Source organism: Ectorhizobium quercum (assembly GCF_026552795.1).
GTDB lineage: Bacteria > Pseudomonadota > Alphaproteobacteria > Rhizobiales > Rhizobiaceae > Ectorhizobium > Ectorhizobium quercum.
Genome location: NZ_JANFPI010000006.1, coordinates 63,025 through 79,322, shown reverse-complemented (window position 1 = coordinate 79,322; position 16,298 = coordinate 63,025). Strand labels below are relative to the sequence as shown.

The 16,298-nt window shown below is 62.3% G+C and carries 11 protein-coding genes; all 11 read left to right on the top strand.

The features are described from left to right. The first annotated feature begins 10 nt into the window (after positions 1-10). A complete protein-coding gene (gene nuoK / locus NOF55_RS17560) occupies positions 11-319 on the top strand; it encodes an NADH-quinone oxidoreductase subunit NuoK (protein WP_306412420.1) in 309 nt (102 codons plus the stop codon). 7 nt (positions 320-326) lie between these two features. Then, entirely contained in the window at positions 327-2,318 is a 1,992-nt protein-coding gene (nuoL, locus tag NOF55_RS17555) for an NADH-quinone oxidoreductase subunit L (protein WP_306412419.1), read from the top strand. Continuing rightward, complete coding sequence (locus NOF55_RS17550; protein ID WP_306412418.1) at positions 2,319-3,830, top strand: NADH-quinone oxidoreductase subunit M; 1,512 nt, start codon at positions 2,319-2,321, stop codon at positions 3,828-3,830. It begins immediately after the preceding gene. Between the two features lie 19 nt (positions 3,831-3,849). Next, the gene (gene nuoN, locus NOF55_RS17545) at positions 3,850-5,292 is read left to right on the top strand and encodes an NADH-quinone oxidoreductase subunit NuoN (RefSeq protein ID WP_306412417.1); all 1,443 of its coding nucleotides are present in this window, start codon (positions 3,850-3,852) and stop codon (positions 5,290-5,292) included. Positions 5,293-5,306: 14 nt separating this feature from the next. Continuing rightward, the gene (locus NOF55_RS17540) at positions 5,307-6,056 is read left to right on the top strand and encodes a biotin--[acetyl-CoA-carboxylase] ligase (protein WP_306412416.1); all 750 of its coding nucleotides are present in this window, start codon (positions 5,307-5,309) and stop codon (positions 6,054-6,056) included. A gap of 17 nt (positions 6,057-6,073) precedes the next feature. After that, on the top strand, positions 6,074-7,741 hold the full coding sequence (locus NOF55_RS17535; RefSeq protein ID WP_306412415.1) for a ribonuclease J: 1,668 nt from the start codon (positions 6,074-6,076) through the stop codon (positions 7,739-7,741). Positions 7,742-7,805: 64 nt separating this feature from the next. After that, the gene (mce, locus tag NOF55_RS17530) at positions 7,806-8,210 is read left to right on the top strand and encodes a methylmalonyl-CoA epimerase (RefSeq protein WP_306412414.1); all 405 of its coding nucleotides are present in this window, start codon (positions 7,806-7,808) and stop codon (positions 8,208-8,210) included. 676 nt (positions 8,211-8,886) lie between these two features. Further along, complete coding sequence (gene proS, locus NOF55_RS17525) at positions 8,887-10,209, top strand: proline--tRNA ligase (protein ID WP_306412413.1); 1,323 nt, start codon at positions 8,887-8,889, stop codon at positions 10,207-10,209. 16 nt (positions 10,210-10,225) lie between these two features. Further along, complete coding sequence (locus tag NOF55_RS17520; RefSeq protein ID WP_306412412.1) at positions 10,226-11,536, top strand: lipoprotein-releasing ABC transporter permease subunit; 1,311 nt, start codon at positions 10,226-10,228, stop codon at positions 11,534-11,536. 14 nt (positions 11,537-11,550) lie between these two features. Further along, complete coding sequence (locus NOF55_RS17515) at positions 11,551-12,234, top strand: ABC transporter ATP-binding protein (RefSeq protein ID WP_306412411.1); 684 nt, start codon at positions 11,551-11,553, stop codon at positions 12,232-12,234. Positions 12,235-12,613: 379 nt separating this feature from the next. Continuing rightward, positions 12,614-16,108, top strand: a complete 3,495-nt coding sequence (gene dnaE / locus NOF55_RS17510) for a DNA polymerase III subunit alpha (protein ID WP_306412410.1) — start codon at positions 12,614-12,616, stop codon at positions 16,106-16,108. The last annotated feature ends 190 nt before the right edge of the window (positions 16,109-16,298 follow it).

Sequence of the window (16,298 nt, the reverse complement as noted above, 5' to 3'; positions counted from 1 at the left end):
AACCAAGAATATGGAAATCGGTCTCTCCCACTATCTGACGGTTGCCGCCGTCCTGTTCACGCTCGGTGTCTTCGGTATCTTCCTGAACCGCAAGAATGTCATCGTCATCCTGATGTCGATCGAACTCATCCTGCTGGCCGTCAATCTCAACATGGTCGCCTTCTCGCATTTTCTGGGCGACCTCGTCGGCCAGGTCTTCGCGCTGTTCATTCTGACCGTCGCGGCCGCCGAAGCTGCCATCGGTCTGGCGATCCTCGTCGTCTTCTATCGCAACCGCGGCTCGATCGCCGTGGAAGACGTCAACATGATGAAGGGCTGAGACGATCATGATCTACAAGCTTATCGTCTTTCTTCCGCTGATCGGCTCGATCATCGCCGGGCTGTTCGGCAACCGGATCGGCGCCAAGGCCTCGGAGTACGTCACCTCCGGCCTGATGATCGTCGTCGCCATCCTGTCCTGGATCGTCTTCATCCAGGTTGGCTTCGGCGCGCATGAAGGGGAAGGGGTGATCAAGGTCACGGTGCTGCGCTGGATCCAGTCCGGCGGCATCGACGTCGAATGGGCGCTGCGCGTCGACACGCTGACGGCGGTGATGCTCGTCGTGGTCAACTCGGTGTCCACGCTGGTGCATCTTTATTCCATCGGCTACATGCACCACGACCCGCACCGGCCGCGCTTCTTCTCCTATCTCTCGCTGTTCACCTTCGCCATGCTCATGCTGGTCACGGCCGACAATATCGTGCAGATGTTCTTCGGCTGGGAAGGCGTGGGTCTCGCCTCGTACCTGCTGATCGGCTTCTGGTTCAAGAAGCCGTCCGCCACCGCCGCGGCGATGAAGGCCTTCATCGTCAACCGCGTCGGCGACTTCGGCTTCCTTCTCGGCATCGGCACGGTCTTCGTCCTGTTCGGCTCGCTGAACTTCGAGACGATCTTCGCAGCCGCCCGCACCTATCTCGAAGGCGACAACGCCAATGAGGTCGTCATCAACCTTTTCGGCATGACGCTCGACCGCGAAAACGCCGTGACGGCAGCCTGCATCCTGCTGTTCATCGGCGCGATGGGCAAGTCGGCCCAGTTCCTGCTGCACACCTGGCTTCCGGACGCGATGGAAGGCCCGACCCCGGTTTCGGCGCTCATCCACGCCGCGACGATGGTCACGGCCGGCGTCTTCCTCGTCGCCCGCATGTCGCCGCTGTTCGAACTGTCGCACGACGCGCTGACTTTCGTCACGATCATCGGCGGCATCACCGCCTTCTTCGCCGCGACGGTCGGTCTGGTCCAGAACGACATCAAGCGCGTCATCGCCTATTCGACCTGCTCGCAGCTCGGCTACATGTTCGTGGCGCTCGGCGTCGGCGCCTATGGCGCGGCGGTGTTCCACCTGTTCACGCACGCCTTCTTCAAGGCGCTGTTGTTCCTCGGCGCGGGTTCGGTGATCCACGCCGTCGACGGCGAGCAGGACATGCGCCACATGGGCGGGCTGCGCAAGCACATCCCGATCACCTTCTGGGTGATGACCATCGGCACGATCGCGCTGACTGGCGTTGGCATTCCCGGCACGATCATCGGCACCGCCGGCTTCTTCTCCAAGGACGCGATCATCGAATCGGCCTTCGCCGCCCACGGTGGCGCCGCCCGCTTCGCCTTCGTGCTTCTCGTCGTCGCGGCCCTGTTCACCAGCTTCTACTCCTGGCGCCTGGCCTTCCTGACCTTCTTCGGCAAGCCGCGCGCCTCCGCCGACGTGATGCACCACGTTCATGAATCGCCGCCGATCATGACGGTCCCTTTCCTGCCGCTCGCCCTCGGCGCGCTGTTCGCGGGCGTCGTGTTCCATGAATATTTCATCGGCCACGATTACGACCACTTCTGGCAGGGCGCGCTGTTTACCGGGCCGGAAAACCACATCCTGCACGAGTTCCACAACGTCCCGACCTGGGTGAAGTGGAGCCCGTTCGTGTCGATGGTCATCGGCTTCGTGACGGCCTACTACTTCTATATCGTCTCGCCGGAGACGCCGAAGAAGCTCGCGGAGAGCGTCCGCCCGCTCTATCTCTTCCTGCTCAACAAGTGGTACTTCGACGAGCTTTACGACCTGCTGTTCGTTCGCAGTGCGAAGGCGCTCGGCAAGTTCCTGTGGAAGAAGGGCGACGTTGCCGTCATCGACACCTACGGCCCGAACGGCGTCGCCGCCCGCGTCATCGACGTGACCAATCGCGTGGTCCGTCTCCAGACCGGCTATCTTTATCACTATGCGTTCGCGATGCTGATCGGCGTCGCCGCGCTCGTTACCTGGATGATGCTCGGGGGTGCTCAGTAAATGACCGATTGGCCCATTCTCTCAACGGTCACGTTCCTGCCGCTGGTCGGCGTGGCGCTCCTTCTCTTCACGCGTGAAGACGGGGCGTTCGGCCGCCGCAACATCCTCAACGTGTCGCTGCTGACGACGGTGTTCACCTTTCTGGTGTCGCTGTTCGTCTGGATCGGGTTCGACAATGCGAATCCGGGCTTCCAGATGGTCGAAAAGCACGAATGGCTCGGCACCGGCATCGCCTATCATGTCGGCGTCGACGGCATTTCCATGCTGTTCGTCATCCTGACGACCTTCCTCATGCCGTTCTGCGTGCTGGCGAGCTGGACCTCGATCGAAAAGCGCATCAAGGAATACATGATCGCCTTCCTGATCATGGAAACCATGATGATCGGCGTGTTCGTCGCGCTCGACACGGTTCTCTTCTACGTCTTCTTCGAGGCGACCCTCATCCCGATGTTCATCATCATCGGGGTCTGGGGCGGCAAGGACCGCGTCTACGCCAGCTACAAGTTCTTCCTTTATACGCTGCTCGGCTCGGTGCTGATGATGCTCGCCATCATGGCGATGTACTGGCAGGCCGGCACGACCGACGTTCCGACGCTGCTGCGGCATTCCTTCCCGGAGGGCATGCAGACCTGGCTGTGGCTGGCCTTCTTCGCCTCCTTCGCGGTGAAGATGCCGATGTGGCCGGTGCATACCTGGCTGCCGGATGCCCACGTGCAGGCGCCGACGGCAGGCTCGGTCATCCTGGCCGGCGTCATGCTGAAACTCGGCGGCTACGGTTTCCTGCGCTTCTCGCTGCCGATGTTCCCGCTCGCCTCCGATTTCTTCGCGCCCTTCGTGTTCACCCTTTCGGTCATCGCCATCGTCTACACCTCGCTGGTGGCGCTGATGCAGGACGACATCAAGAAGCTGATCGCCTATTCCTCGATCGCCCACATGGGCTATGTGACGATGGGCATCTTCGCGGCCAACAGCCAGGGCGTCCAGGGCGCGATCTTCCAGATGCTGTCGCACGGCATCGTCTCGGGCGCGCTCTTCCTGTGCGTCGGCGTGGTCTACGACCGTTTGCATACCCGCGAGATATCGGCCTATGGCGGTCTGGTGAACAACATGCCGAAATATGCCGTGGCGTTCATGGTGTTCACGATGGCCAATGTCGGCCTGCCGGGCACGTCCGGCTTCATCGGCGAGTTCCTGACCATCATCGGCGTGTTCCGGGTCAACACCTGGGTCGCGCTCTTTGCCGCCACGGGCGTCATCCTGTCGGCGTCCTATGCGCTCTGGCTCTATCGCCGCGTGATTTTCGGCGCGCTGGAGAAGGACAGCCTGAAGTCGCTGCTCGATCTGGACAGGCGTGAGAAGATCGTGCTCTACCCGCTGATCGTGCTCACCATCTTTTTCGGTGTCTATCCGGCTCCGGTGTTCGATGCGACGGCCGCTTCAGTGGAACTGCTCATCAACAATTACGAGGCGGCCATCCGGACCGCCCAGCAAGTGGCGCTTTCGCTGAATTGACGACAGGACGATTGAGATCATGACCGTTGAAACTCTTCTCGCAAGCCTCCATCTTGCCGTTCCTGAACTGATCCTGGCCGTCGGCGCGCTCGCTCTGCTGATGATCGGCGTGTTCAATGGCGACAAGTCCGCGCCGACGGTGACGGGGCTTGCCGTGGCGCTGCTCGTCGCCTCCGGCCTGTGGCTGCTGATCGCCGCGCCCGAGGGTGAAGCCTTCGGCGGCGCCTATCTCGCCGATCCCTTCGCCCGTTTCATGAAGGTGCTGGCGCTGATCGGTTCCATCGTTGCCATGATCATGACGGTGGGACAGGCCCGCTCGGAGCACCTCGACCGCTTCGAATATCCGGTCCTGCTTCTGCTCGCGACCCTCGGCATCCTGCTGATGATCTCGGCGAACGACCTGATTTCGCTCTATATGTCGCTGGAACTGCAATCGCTGGCGCTCTACGTCATCGCCGCCATCAACCGCGACAGCCTGCGCTCGACGGAAGCGGGACTGAAGTATTTCGTGCTCGGCGCGCTCTCCTCGGGCATGCTGCTCTATGGCATGTCGCTGGTCTATGGCTTCACCGGCAATACCGGCTTCGACGAGATCGCCACGGTTCTTTCGGGCGAGACCCGCTCGCTGGGCGTGATCATCGGTCTGGTCTTCGTGCTGACCGGCCTCTGCTTCAAGATCTCCGCCGTGCCGTTCCACATGTGGACGCCCGACGTCTACGAAGGCGCGCCGACCCCAGTCACGGCCTTCCTGGCGGCGGCGCCGAAGGTCGGTGCGATGGCCATCCTGGTGCGCACCGTCTCCGATGCCTTCCAGCCGATCATGGCGGACTGGCAGCAGATCGTCGTCTTCATCTCGCTCGCCTCGATGCTGCTCGGTTCCTTCGCGGCCATCGGCCAGAAGAACATCAAGCGGCTGATGGCCTATTCCTCCATCGGCCACATGGGATATGCGCTCGTCGGCCTATCGTCCGGCACGCAGGCCGGCGTGTCCGGCGTCATCATCTATATGACGATCTATCTGGTGATGACGCTCGGCACCTTCGCCTGCATCATTGCCATGCGCCGCAAGAGCGGCGAGTCCGTCGAGGGGATAGACGATCTGGCCGGCCTGTCGCAGACCAACCCTTTCATGGCCGTGATGCTCACCGCCCTGATGTTCTCGCTGGCCGGCATACCGCCGCTGGCCGGGTTCTTCGGTAAGTATTTCGTCTTCTTGGCGGCGATCGAAGCCCAGCTCTATGCGCTGGCCATCATCGGCATCCTGTCTTCGGTCGTCGGCGCCTACTACTACCTGCGCATCGTGAAGGTCATGTGGTTCGACGAGCCTAAGGGCGAGTTCGAGCGCGCCTCGACCGAACTGCGCCTGGTCTTCGGCGTCTCCGGCCTGTTCGTGATCGGCTACCTGCTGATCGGCGGTCCGGTCGGCAGCGCGGCCGAGGCCGCCGCGCAATCCTTCTTTTGAGCAGGGGGAACGGGGTGGGCCGGATATCGGTCTCCGATTTTCGTCATGAAGCCCTGGACGAAGTCGGCTCCACCAACGAGGAATGCCTTGCCCGGGCACGGGCAGGGCAGGAGAGCGGCCTGTGGATCACCGCCAACCGCCAGACGGGCGGGCGCGCGCGCCGGGGCCGGACCTGGGTGTCCGAACGCGGCAATCTTTATGCGTCCCTTCTGCTGATCGATCCGGCCCCGCTCGCCATGCTCGGCTCGCTGCCGCTGGCGGTGGCGGTGGCGCTGCATCGGGCAGCGGGCCGCGTGCTGCCGCTCGATGCGCCGGCGCTCGAGGTCAAGTGGCCGAACGATCTGCTGATCGGGCGACGCAAGGTGAGCGGCATCCTGATCGAAGGCGAGTTTCTGCCGGATGGCCGCCATGTCGTCGTGATCGGCATCGGCATCAACGTTCGTTTCAAACCGGACAATCCGCTCTACCCCGTCACCTGCCTTGTCGATGAAGGGGCGAGCGTTTTCCCCGACGAACTTTTTGCGCATCTGTTTGAAGCGATGGCGCATGTGCTAGAAATATGGGATAGCGGCAGAGGAATAGCGAAGATCACGACGCTGTGGCGCGATGTCGCCTGCGGCATCGGCGAGCCGATCACGGTCAACCTGTCCGACCGGTCCCTGCGCGGGCGGTTCGTGGGGATAGACGATCAGGGCCTTCTGCAAATGGAATTGGAAGACGGCGGTCGCGAGACGATTTCGGCCGGTGACGTCTTTTTTGGATGATTGGAAATGTAAGCACGATGGCGAAACAAGAAGAACTGGTGTTCCTGCCGCTCGGCGGCGTCGGCGAGATCGGCATGAATCTCGCGCTCTACGGTTACGGGACGCCGGGCAAGCGCCAGTGGATCATGGTCGATTGCGGTGTCTCCTTCGCGGGGCCGGACCTGCCGGGCGTCGATCTGGTCCTGCCGGATATCCGTTTTCTGGCCCAGGAGCGCAAGAACCTCAAGGGCATCATCATCACCCACGCCCACGAGGATCACTATGGCGGTCTCAACGACCTGTGGCCGGGGCTGAACGTGCCGGTCTATGCCAGCGCCTTCACTGCGGGACTGCTCGAGGCGAAGCGGGACTATGAAGGCGCGCGGGCGGAAATCCCGGTGACGCCCTTCGCCGCCGGCGACAGGATCACCATCGGGCCCTTCGAGATCGAGGCTGTTGCCGTGAACCATTCGATTCCCGAGCCCATGTCGCTGGTGATCCGCACGCCGCTCGGCAACGTGGTGCATACCGGCGACTGGAAAATCGACGCCGAGCCGACGCTGGGGCCGCTGACCGACGAGAAGCGTTTCCGTGAGGTGGGCGACGAAGGCGTGCTGGCGCTGCTGTGCGACAGCACCAATGCCCAGCGGGACGGGTTTTCACCCACCGAACGGAAAGTGTCCGAGGGAATTCGCGAGGTGATCGAGAAGGCGGAGGGCCGTGTCGCCGTCACCACCTTTTCGTCGAATGTCGGCCGTATCCGCTCCATCGCCGAGGCGGCGGAGGCCGCCGGCCGTGAAGTGCTGCTGCTCGGTTCGTCGCTGAAGCGCGTCGTGGCCGTCGCATCGGACCTGGGCATGATGGACGGGCTGAAGCCCTTCATCGCCGAAGACGAGTACGGCTATATTCCGCGCGACAAGGTGGTGGTAATCCTGACCGGCAGCCAGGGCGAGCCGCGGGCGGCCCTTGCGAAACTTGCGCGTGACGAGATGCGCAACGTGGCGCTTTCGGCGGGCGATACGGTGGTGTTCTCATCCCGTGCCATTCCGGGCAACGAAAAGGCCATCATCGACATCAAGAACGGCCTGATCGAGCAGGGCGTCGTCGTCGTGACCGACAATGACGCGCTCGTGCATGTGTCCGGCCATCCCCGGCGCAACGAACTGGTGAAGATGTATGAATGGGTGCGCCCGCAAATCCTCATCCCGGTCCACGGCGAGGCGGCGCATCTGACGGCGCAGAAGGAACTGGGCCTGAGCGCCGGCATCGCCGAAATACCGCGGGTGCGAAACGGCGATGTCCTGCGCCTGGCCCCCGGTCCGGCCGAGGTGATCGACGAGGCTCCACATGGCCGCATTTTCCGCGACGGCAAGCTGATCGGCGATTTCGACGAGATGGGGATCGGCGAGCGCCGCAAGCTCTCCTTCGTCGGCCATGTGGCGGTCAATGTCGTGCTCGACGATCGCTACGATTTCCGCGACGACCCGATCGTGATCCTCAACGGCCTGCCGGCTTATGACGAGGAAGGCGAGGACATGGAGGACACGGTCTACGACTGCGTGCTCGGCGCCATCGAAAGCATTCCCCGGGCGCGCCGCAAGGATCTCGAAACGCTGCGCGAGGCGGTGCGCCGCGCCGTGCGGTCGACGGTCAACAATGCCTGGGGCAAGAAGCCGGTCGTCGCCGTTTTCGTGACCAAAGTCTGAGAAGACACAGCCTGCCGGGGCGGTATAGGTAATGCTACCGAAACGGGAGTCTGAAGGAGGTCCCATGCTTGGACGCGTGAACCATGTGGCACTGGCCGTGCCGGATCTTGCCGCCGCCACCGCCGCCTACGAAAAGACGCTGGGCGCCAGGGTATCGGAGCCACAGGCGCTGCCCGAACATGGTGTGACCGTGGTTTTCGTCGAGCTTCCCAACACCAAGATCGAGCTTCTGGAGCCGCTTGGCGAGAATTCGCCGATTGCCGCCTTTCTGGCCAAGAGCCCGGGCGGTGGCATGCACCACATCTGCTACGAGGTCGACGATATCCTGGCGGCGCGCGACGAACTGAAGAAGGGCGGGGCCCGCATCCTCGGCGAGGGCGAACCGAAGACCGGCGCGCATGGCAAGCCGGTGCTGTTCCTGCATCCCAAGGATTTCTTCGGCACGCTGATCGAACTCGAGCAGGTCTGAGACCGCCAGCCGCGATTGCCAGCCGCGCTCGATGGACAACGAGGCCGCATCCGGCATTGCCGGGTGCGGCTTTTTTCGCGGATCGTCATCTGTCTGTTACGCAACGCCTGTATCGAAGAGGCGCGCATCGCGCCGTAAAAGCAAAAAAAAACAAGGCCGCGATGGCCTTGTTCTCAATTATCGCGTGATCCTTTACCGTTGCCGGGGCAGCGAACGAGCGCGCCTAAGATCTGATCCTCCCAAGACTTGACCGCGAATATTGGCAGAAAATTTAAGCTCTCTGCCTTTTTTGTAAGCTGAAGCTAGCGCACTCCTTCGGCCTTGTCACCTTAAATTTTTGCAAAAATGCTACACTCGAACAAAAAATTCATATTGACAAAAATGTCGCAACATTGTGGCTCGTTTTTGCGGCAGGTCCGCAGGGATTTCCCGTTTTAGCCGCGCTTTTGCGTCTGCGGCGAAACAGGGCTAAAATATGATGTGCATATTTTTTGTGCATGAAATCTGCCGCACCGGATTCGAATTGTCGCCCATGCCGATGTGGGCAACATGGGCGGGCCCTCCGGTTCGGGTTTCTTTCTCTGCCTGAAACGTTTATGAACGCTTCCACATAAGCCAATTTCAAGTCCGATTCCTGCCGTAAGGCAGCGGCGGCGGCAACCAACCGGAAACTCCCATGCGACTGTCTCGTTTCTTCCTGCCCATTCTCAAGGAAACCCCCAAGGAAGCGGAAATCGTTTCCCACCGGCTGATGCTGCGCGCCGGCATGATCCGCCAGCAGTCGCAGGGCATCTATTCCTGGCTGCCGCTGGGCAAGCGCGTGCTGGACAAGGTCTGCGCCATCGTGCGCGAGGAGCAGAACCGTGCCGGCGCGCAGGAAATCCTCATGCCGACCATCCAGTCCGCCGATCTGTGGATCGAGAGCGGCCGTTACAACGATTACGGCGAGGAGATGCTGCGCATCACCGACCGCAACAAGCGCGCCATGCTCTACGGCCCGACCAATGAGGAGATGGTGACGGATATCTTCCGTTCCTACGTCAAGTCCTACAAGGACCTGCCGCTCAATCTCTACCACATCCAGTGGAAGTTCCGCGACGAGCGCCGCCCGCGCTTCGGCACGATGCGTTCGCGCGAGTTCCTGATGAAGGACGCCTATTCCTTCGATCTGACGAAGGACGACGCGATCCATTCCTACAACAGGATGTTCACGGCCTATCTGCGCACCTTCGACAGGCTCGGCCTGCGCGCCATTCCGATGCGCGCGGACACCGGCCCGATCGGCGGCAACCACAGCCACGAATTCATCATTCTGGCGGAGACCGGTGAGTCCGAGGTGTTCTGCCATCGCGATTTCGTGAATTTCGACATTCCCGCCGCCGATACCGACTTCGACAGCGTGGAAGGCCTGCAAGCTGTTTTCGACAAATGGACCTCGCTCTATGCCGCGACGTCGGAAATGCACGACGAGGCTGCTTTCGGCGCGATCGCGGAGGGCGAGCGCCTGTCGGCCCGCGGCATTGAGGTGGGGCACATCTTCTACTTCGGCACCAAGTATTCCGCGCCGATGGGGGCGAGGGTTCAGGGGCCGGACGGCAAGGAACATGAGGTGCATATGGGTTCCTATGGCATCGGTCCGTCCCGCCTTGTTCCGGCCATCATCGAAGCCTCTCATGACGAAAGCGGAATCATCTGGCCGGATTCGGTGGCGCCCTTCGATGTGGACGTCATCAACATGAAGGTCGGTGATGCGGCCTGCGATGCGGCTAGCGAGAAAATCTACGAAGCGCTTTCGAACGCCGGCAAGGACGTGCTTTACGACGACACGGACGAGCGTGCCGGCGCGAAGTTCGCAACCGCGGACCTGATCGGCGTTCCGTGGCAGGTCATCGCCGGCCCGCGCGCGGTGGCTGCCGGCGACGTGGAATTGAAGAACCGGCGGACCGGCGAACGCGTGACGCTGCCCGTCGAGGCCGCGATCAACAAGCTCGCTGGCTGAGGAGAGGTGTGAAGGCATGACGGCAGGGGAGGATGCGGGCGCTGTTGCGGCGAATGCGGAGAAGGTGCGGCCCGCGCGGCCTTTTTCCGCTTTCGAGCGAATGGTGGCCTGGCGTTATCTGAGGGCGCGCCGCAAGGAGGCGTTCATCTCGGTCATCGCCGGTTTCTCCTTCGCCGGCATCATGCTGGGCGTGGCGACGCTCATCATCGTCATGGCGGTGATGAACGGTTTCCGCACCGAGCTGATCTCCCGTATCCTCGGCATCAACGGGCATATCATCCTCCAGCCGATCGACTCGCCGCTGAGCGACTACCCCGAACTCGCCCGCAGGATCGCCGCCGTTCCCGGCGTGACGATGGCCCTGCCGATGGTCGAGGGGCAGGTTTTCGCATCCGGCAGGATCGGGGCAGGGACGGGCGCCATCGTGCGCGGCGTGCGTGCCGACGATCTTCTCCAGCTGAGCGAGGTGGCGAACAACATCAAGGCCGGCGATCTTCTCGGCTATGCCGCGGGCGACGGCATCCTGATCGGCACCCGCATGGCGAACGCGCTCGGCGTTACGGCGGGCGACCAGATGTCGCTGCTGGCGCCCGAAGGCGACGTGACGCCGCTCGGCACCAATCCGCGCATCAAGAGCTACCGGATTTCCGGCGTCTTCGAAGTCGGTATGTCCGAATACGATTCCGGCATCATCTTCATGCCGCTGGAGGAAGCGCAGCTTTATTTCAATGCCGAAGGGATCGTCCAGCAGCTCGAGATCTTCCTCGGCCATCCCGACCAGGTGGACGAGGCGCGCGAGGCCATCGAGCAGGCCGCCGGCCGGCAGATCTATCTCACGGACTGGCGCCAGCGCAACCAGACCTTCTTTTCCGCCCTTCAGGTGGAGCGCAACGTCATGTTCATGATTCTGACGCTGATCGTGCTCGTCGCCGCGCTCAACATCATTTCCGGGCTGATCATGCTGGTGAAGGATAAGGGCAGCGACATCGCCATCCTGCGGACGATGGGCGCGACGTCCGGCGCCGTCATGCGCATCTTCTTCATGACGGGTGCTGCGATCGGCACGGTTGGCACCTTCGCGGGCTTCCTGCTGGGCGTGATCGTCTGCCTCAATGTCGAGAGCATCCGCCAGTTCTTCAGCTGGCTTTCCGGCACGGTGATTTTCGATCCCGAGCTTTATTTCCTGAGCCAGTTGCCGGCTGAAATGAATGTCAGCGAGACCGTGTCGGTCATCCTCATGGCGCTTGCCCTTTCCTTCCTCGCCACCATCTTTCCGGCATGGCGCGCGTCCCGCCTCGATCCGGTTCAGGCCCTGCGTTACGAATAGGACCAGAACGTTCAATGACTTCCGCTCCAGTGCTGAAACTGTCCGGTATCGACCGCCATTACGGTGAGGGTGAAGCCAGGCTTTCCATTCTCGAAAAGGCCGACTTTACCCTGTCGAGCGGCGAAATCGTCGCGCTGGTCGCCCCCTCGGGAACGGGCAAGTCCACGCTGCTCCACATCGCCGGCCTTCTCGAACATCCCGATGGCGGCGAGGTCTATCTGAACGGCGCGGCCTGCGGGCATCTGTCCGACGACCGCCGCACGGCCATGCGCCGCAACGATATCGGCTTCGTCTATCAGTTCCATCACCTGCTGCCCGAATTCTCGGCGCTCGAGAATGTGATGATGCCCCAGCTCATCGCCGGCCTCCCCAATGGCGAGGCGCGTGAGCGGGCCGCCCAGCTTCTCGACTACATGCGGGTCGGGCATCGGGCGGAACACCGCCCGGCCGAGCTTTCCGGCGGCGAGCAGCAGCGCGTCGCCATCGCCCGCGCGGTGGCCAATGCCCCGCTCGTGCTTTTTGCCGACGAGCCGACCGGAAACCTCGATCCGCAGACGGCCCATTACGTGTTCGATGCCCTGGAGGCGCTGGTGCGCCAGTCCGGGCTCGCGGCCATGATCGCCACGCACAATCACGACCTTGCCGCGCGCATGGACCGCCGTGTGACGATCGTCGACGGCAAGATCGCCGACTTCTGACATTTCACGACCGCCCTGTCGCCTGCTTCGTTCTCCTTCATCGGGGAGCGCGGGCGGCGTTCTCGTGCGAAAAAATCCTGTTGACAACGAAACATAATGAGAACAAAATAAAAACATAAGAGAACAGGAGACCGATATGACAGACCTTCTTCGTGACGTTGCCGCATTCGCCTCGATTCTCACCTTCATCGCCAGCGTTTCCGTCATCGCCCTTTCGTTCTGAGGCCTTTCGTCTCCGCAGACTGGACTCGCGCCTCCCAAGGGAGAAAACTGGGGACCGATTCCCGAAGGTGTTCCGCATCTCTTGCGGACGTGTTCGGGAGGGCTGAAAGACAGATGCGGCGGCATTGTGCCGGCCGGCTTTCGGATGGAGGTTCCTATGGCGGGTGCAGGCGACACAAAGGCTCTCGAAAAGGAAGCGACGCCGGGCTTCGTGCATCTCAGGCTCCATTCGGCCTATTCGCTGCTTGAGGGGGCGTTGCCGCTCAAGAAGGTGCTGAGCAAGGCGGTTGGCGACAATCAGCCGGCCATTGCCATTACCGACACGAACAATCTCTTCGTCGCACTGGAATTTTCGCAGAAAGCCATCGGCGAGGGATTGCAGCCGATCATCGGATGCCAGATCTCCGTCGATATGGAGGATGAGCCTGCGGACCGCCGCCAGGGCGGGCAGGGGCTTTCCAAGCCGCCCGCGATCGTTCTGCTTGCCGCGACCGCCGCGGGATACGATCGGCTGGTCGAACTCGTCAGCCGCGCCTATCTCGACGGGGAAGGCAACAGCGCCGTCAAGATCAGCGCCTCGTGGCTGCGGGAGGGCAACAACGAAGGGCTCATAGCGCTGACGGGCGCGTTGAGCGGCCCGGTGGATCTGGCGTTCAAGGAAGGCCATGCCCCGCTGGCAGAAAGCCGTCTGCTGTTCCTCAAGGCGGTTTTCGGCGACGGGCTTTATGTGGAGTTGCAGCGCCACGGCCGTTACGACCGCCGCCATGAGGCGAAGATGGTGGCGCTCGCCTACGAACACGATCTTCCGCTGGTCGCGACCAATGAGGCCTTTTTCCCGTCGAAAGGCGACTACGAGGCCCATGACGCGCTGATGGCGGTGGCGCACAATGCGATGGTCTCCGACGACAGCCGGTTTCGCCTGACGCCGGATCATTACTTGAAGAGCCGCAAGGAAATGGCCGAGCTGTTTGCCGATCTTCCCGAGGCGCTGGAAAATTCGGTGGAGATCGCGCGGCGCTGCTCCTTCATCCTCAAGACCCGCCAGCCCATCCTGCCGCGCTTCACCGGTGCGACGCAGGATGCGGAAGAGGCCGAGCGCGCGGAAACCGCCGAACTCAATCGTCAGGCCTGGGAAGGGCTGGAGGAGCGTATCCGGACGCTCGGGCTTGCGGATGGGTACGAGGAAAAGGATTACCGCGAGCGGCTCGCGTTCGAACTGTCGATCATCGAGCGCATGAAGTTCCCCGGCTACTTCCTGATCGTTGCCGACTTCATCAAGTGGGCCAAGCTCCATGACATTCCGGTCGGCCCGGGGCGTGGGTCGGGTGCAGGTTCGCTCGTTGCCTATGCCCTGACGATCACCGATGTCGATCCGCTTCGTTTTTCGCTGCTGTTCGAGCGCTTTCTCAATCCCGAGCGTGTGTCGATGCCGGACTTCGACATCGACTTCTGCCAGGACCGGCGCGAAGAGGTCATCCGCTACGTCCAGCAGAAATATGGCCGCGAGCAGGTGGCGCAGATCATCACCTTCGGTTCGTTGCAGGCGCGCGCCGCATTGCGCGACGTCGGCCGCGTGCTCGAAATGCCGTATGGGCAGGTGGACAAGATCTGCAAGCTCGTTCCGAACAATCCGGCCAATCCGACCCCGCTCTCCAAGGCCATCGAGGAAGAGCCGCGCCTTCAGGAGGAGGCCGGCAAGGAGCCCGTCGTCGCCCGCCTGCTCGATATCGCCCAGAAGATCGAGGGTCTTTATCGTCACGCGTCGACGCATGCCGCGGGTATCGTGATCGGCGACCGGCCCCTGTCCCGGCTCGTGCCGATGTATCGCGATCCGCGCTCGGACATGCCCGTGACCCAGTTCAACATGAAATGGGTCGAGCAGGCCGGTCTGGTGAAGTTCGACTTCCTGGGCCTCAAGACGCTGACCGTGCTCAAGACCGCGGTCGATTTCATCGCGCGCAAGGGCGTGGACATCAATCTCTCGGCCATTCCGCTGGATGACAAGAAGACCTACGAGATGCTGTCGCGCGGTGAGACCGTCGGCGTCTTCCAGGTTGAAAGTGCCGGCATGCGCAAGGCGCTCATCGGCATGCGCCCGGACTGCATCGAGGATATCATCGCGCTCGTCGCGCTTTACCGCCCCGGCCCGATGGAGAACATCCCGGTCTATAACGCGCGCAAGCACGGCGAGGAGGAAATCGAGTCGATCCATCCGAAGATCGACTACCTGCTCAAGGAAACGCAGGGCGTGATCGTCTATCAGGAGCAGGTGATGCAGATCGCCCAGGTCCTGTCCGGCTATTCGCTCGGCGAAGCCGACCTTCTTCGCCGCGCGATGGGCAAGAAGATCAAGGAGGAGATGGACAAGCAGCGCGCCCGCTTCGTCGACGGGGCGGTGAAGAACGGCGTCTCCAAGAACCAGGCGGATGTGATCTTCGATCTGCTGGCCAAGTTCGCGAATTACGGCTTCAACAAGTCGCACGCGGCGGCCTACGCCATCGTGTCCTATCAGACGGCCTATCTGAAGGCCCATTATCCGGTCGAGTTCCTCGCCGCGTCGATGACGCTCGATATGGCGAACACCGAAAAGGTGAACGATTTCCGGCAGGATGCGATGCGCCTCGGCATCGAGATCGTCCCGCCCTCCGTGCAGACCTCGTTCCGGCATTTCGAACCCGGTGACAACCGCATCTATTACGCGCTTGCCGCGGTGAAGGGTGTCGGTGAATCTGCGGTCGATCACATCGTGTCGGTGCGCGGCGACCATCCTTTCGAAAGCATCGAGGATTTCTGCCTGCGGATCGATCCGAAGCAGGTGAACAGGCGCGTGCTGGAAAGCATGATCTGTGCGGGCGCCTTCGATTGCTTCGGGCGCGATCGCGCGGAACTGGTCGGCGGTCTCGACCGTATCCTCGGCTTCGCGCAGCGGGCGCAGGAAAACCGCGTCAGCGGCCAGTCGGACATGTTCGGCATGGGCGGGGGCAGTTCCGGCCCCGAGAAGATCATTCTGCCGGCATTCACGCCCTGGCTGCCCTCGGAAAAGCTGATGCGCGAGTTCGCGGTGCTTGGCTTCTACCTGTCCGCCCATCCGCTCGATTCCTATCGCGCTATTCTCTCGAAGATGCGTGTGCAGACGTTCGCCGACTTCTCGGGCGCCGTGAAGCACGGCGCGACGGCGGGACGTCTTGCCGGCACGGTGACGTCGAAGCAGGAGCGCAAGACCCGCACCGGCAACAAGATGGGCATCGTCACCTTCTCGGACTCCTCCGGGCAATATGAGGCGGTGCTGTTTTCCGAGGCCCTCAACCAGTACCGCGACCTTCTGGAGCCCGGTCAGTCGCTGGTGATCACCGTCGCGGCGGATGAGAGGCCCGAGGGTATCGGCCTGCGCATCCAGACGGCCCAGTCGCTTGAAGAGAAATCCGTGCAGATGCAGAAGGAACTGCGCATCTATGCCCGCGACAGCAGCCCGTTGAAGGCGGTGGAGAAGCATCTCGGAACCAAGGGGGATGGCGCCGTGTCCTTCATCCTGATCAAGGACGAGGGCCGTTGCGAGATCGAAGTCGGCCTGCCCGGAAAGTACCGCATATCGCCGGAGATCGCAGCGGCGCTGCGCGCGTCTCCCGGGGTCCTCGAGGTGGAACTGGTGTGACGCGCCGCACAAGAGACGTGGCGCTATAAACCGCTGAGGCTCCGGTTCGGGTTTTCCCCGTAACGATCTGCAAGGACTCGGGATTCGACAAGGCCGCCGGGCATCGTCCGGCGGCGGGGCAGGCGAGGCTGCGATGCCCGAAAGCCGGCAATCCTTTGCGAAGGCTGCCTGACCGGATGGTTTTCCGGCG

Excerpts from the sequence above, each read along its gene's own strand:
- nuoK (WP_306412420.1), top strand. The coding sequence starts at position 11 with ATGGAAATCGGTCTCTCCCACTATCTGACGGTTGCCGCCGTCCTGTTC.
- nuoL (WP_306412419.1), top strand. The coding sequence starts at position 327 with ATGATCTACAAGCTTATCGTCTTTCTTCCGCTGATCGGCTCGATCATC.
- NOF55_RS17550 (WP_306412418.1), top strand. The coding sequence starts at position 2,319 with ATGACCGATTGGCCCATTCTCTCAACGGTCACGTTCCTGCCGCTGGTC.
- nuoN (WP_306412417.1), top strand. The coding sequence starts at position 3,850 with ATGACCGTTGAAACTCTTCTCGCAAGCCTCCATCTTGCCGTTCCTGAA.
- NOF55_RS17535 (WP_306412415.1), top strand. The coding sequence starts at position 6,074 with ATGGCGAAACAAGAAGAACTGGTGTTCCTGCCGCTCGGCGGCGTCGGC.
- mce (WP_306412414.1), top strand. The coding sequence starts at position 7,806 with ATGCTTGGACGCGTGAACCATGTGGCACTGGCCGTGCCGGATCTTGCC.
- proS (WP_306412413.1), top strand. The coding sequence starts at position 8,887 with ATGCGACTGTCTCGTTTCTTCCTGCCCATTCTCAAGGAAACCCCCAAG.
- NOF55_RS17520 (WP_306412412.1), top strand. The coding sequence starts at position 10,226 with ATGACGGCAGGGGAGGATGCGGGCGCTGTTGCGGCGAATGCGGAGAAG.
- NOF55_RS17515 (WP_306412411.1), top strand. The coding sequence starts at position 11,551 with ATGACTTCCGCTCCAGTGCTGAAACTGTCCGGTATCGACCGCCATTAC.
- dnaE (WP_306412410.1), top strand. The coding sequence starts at position 12,614 with ATGGCGGGTGCAGGCGACACAAAGGCTCTCGAAAAGGAAGCGACGCCG.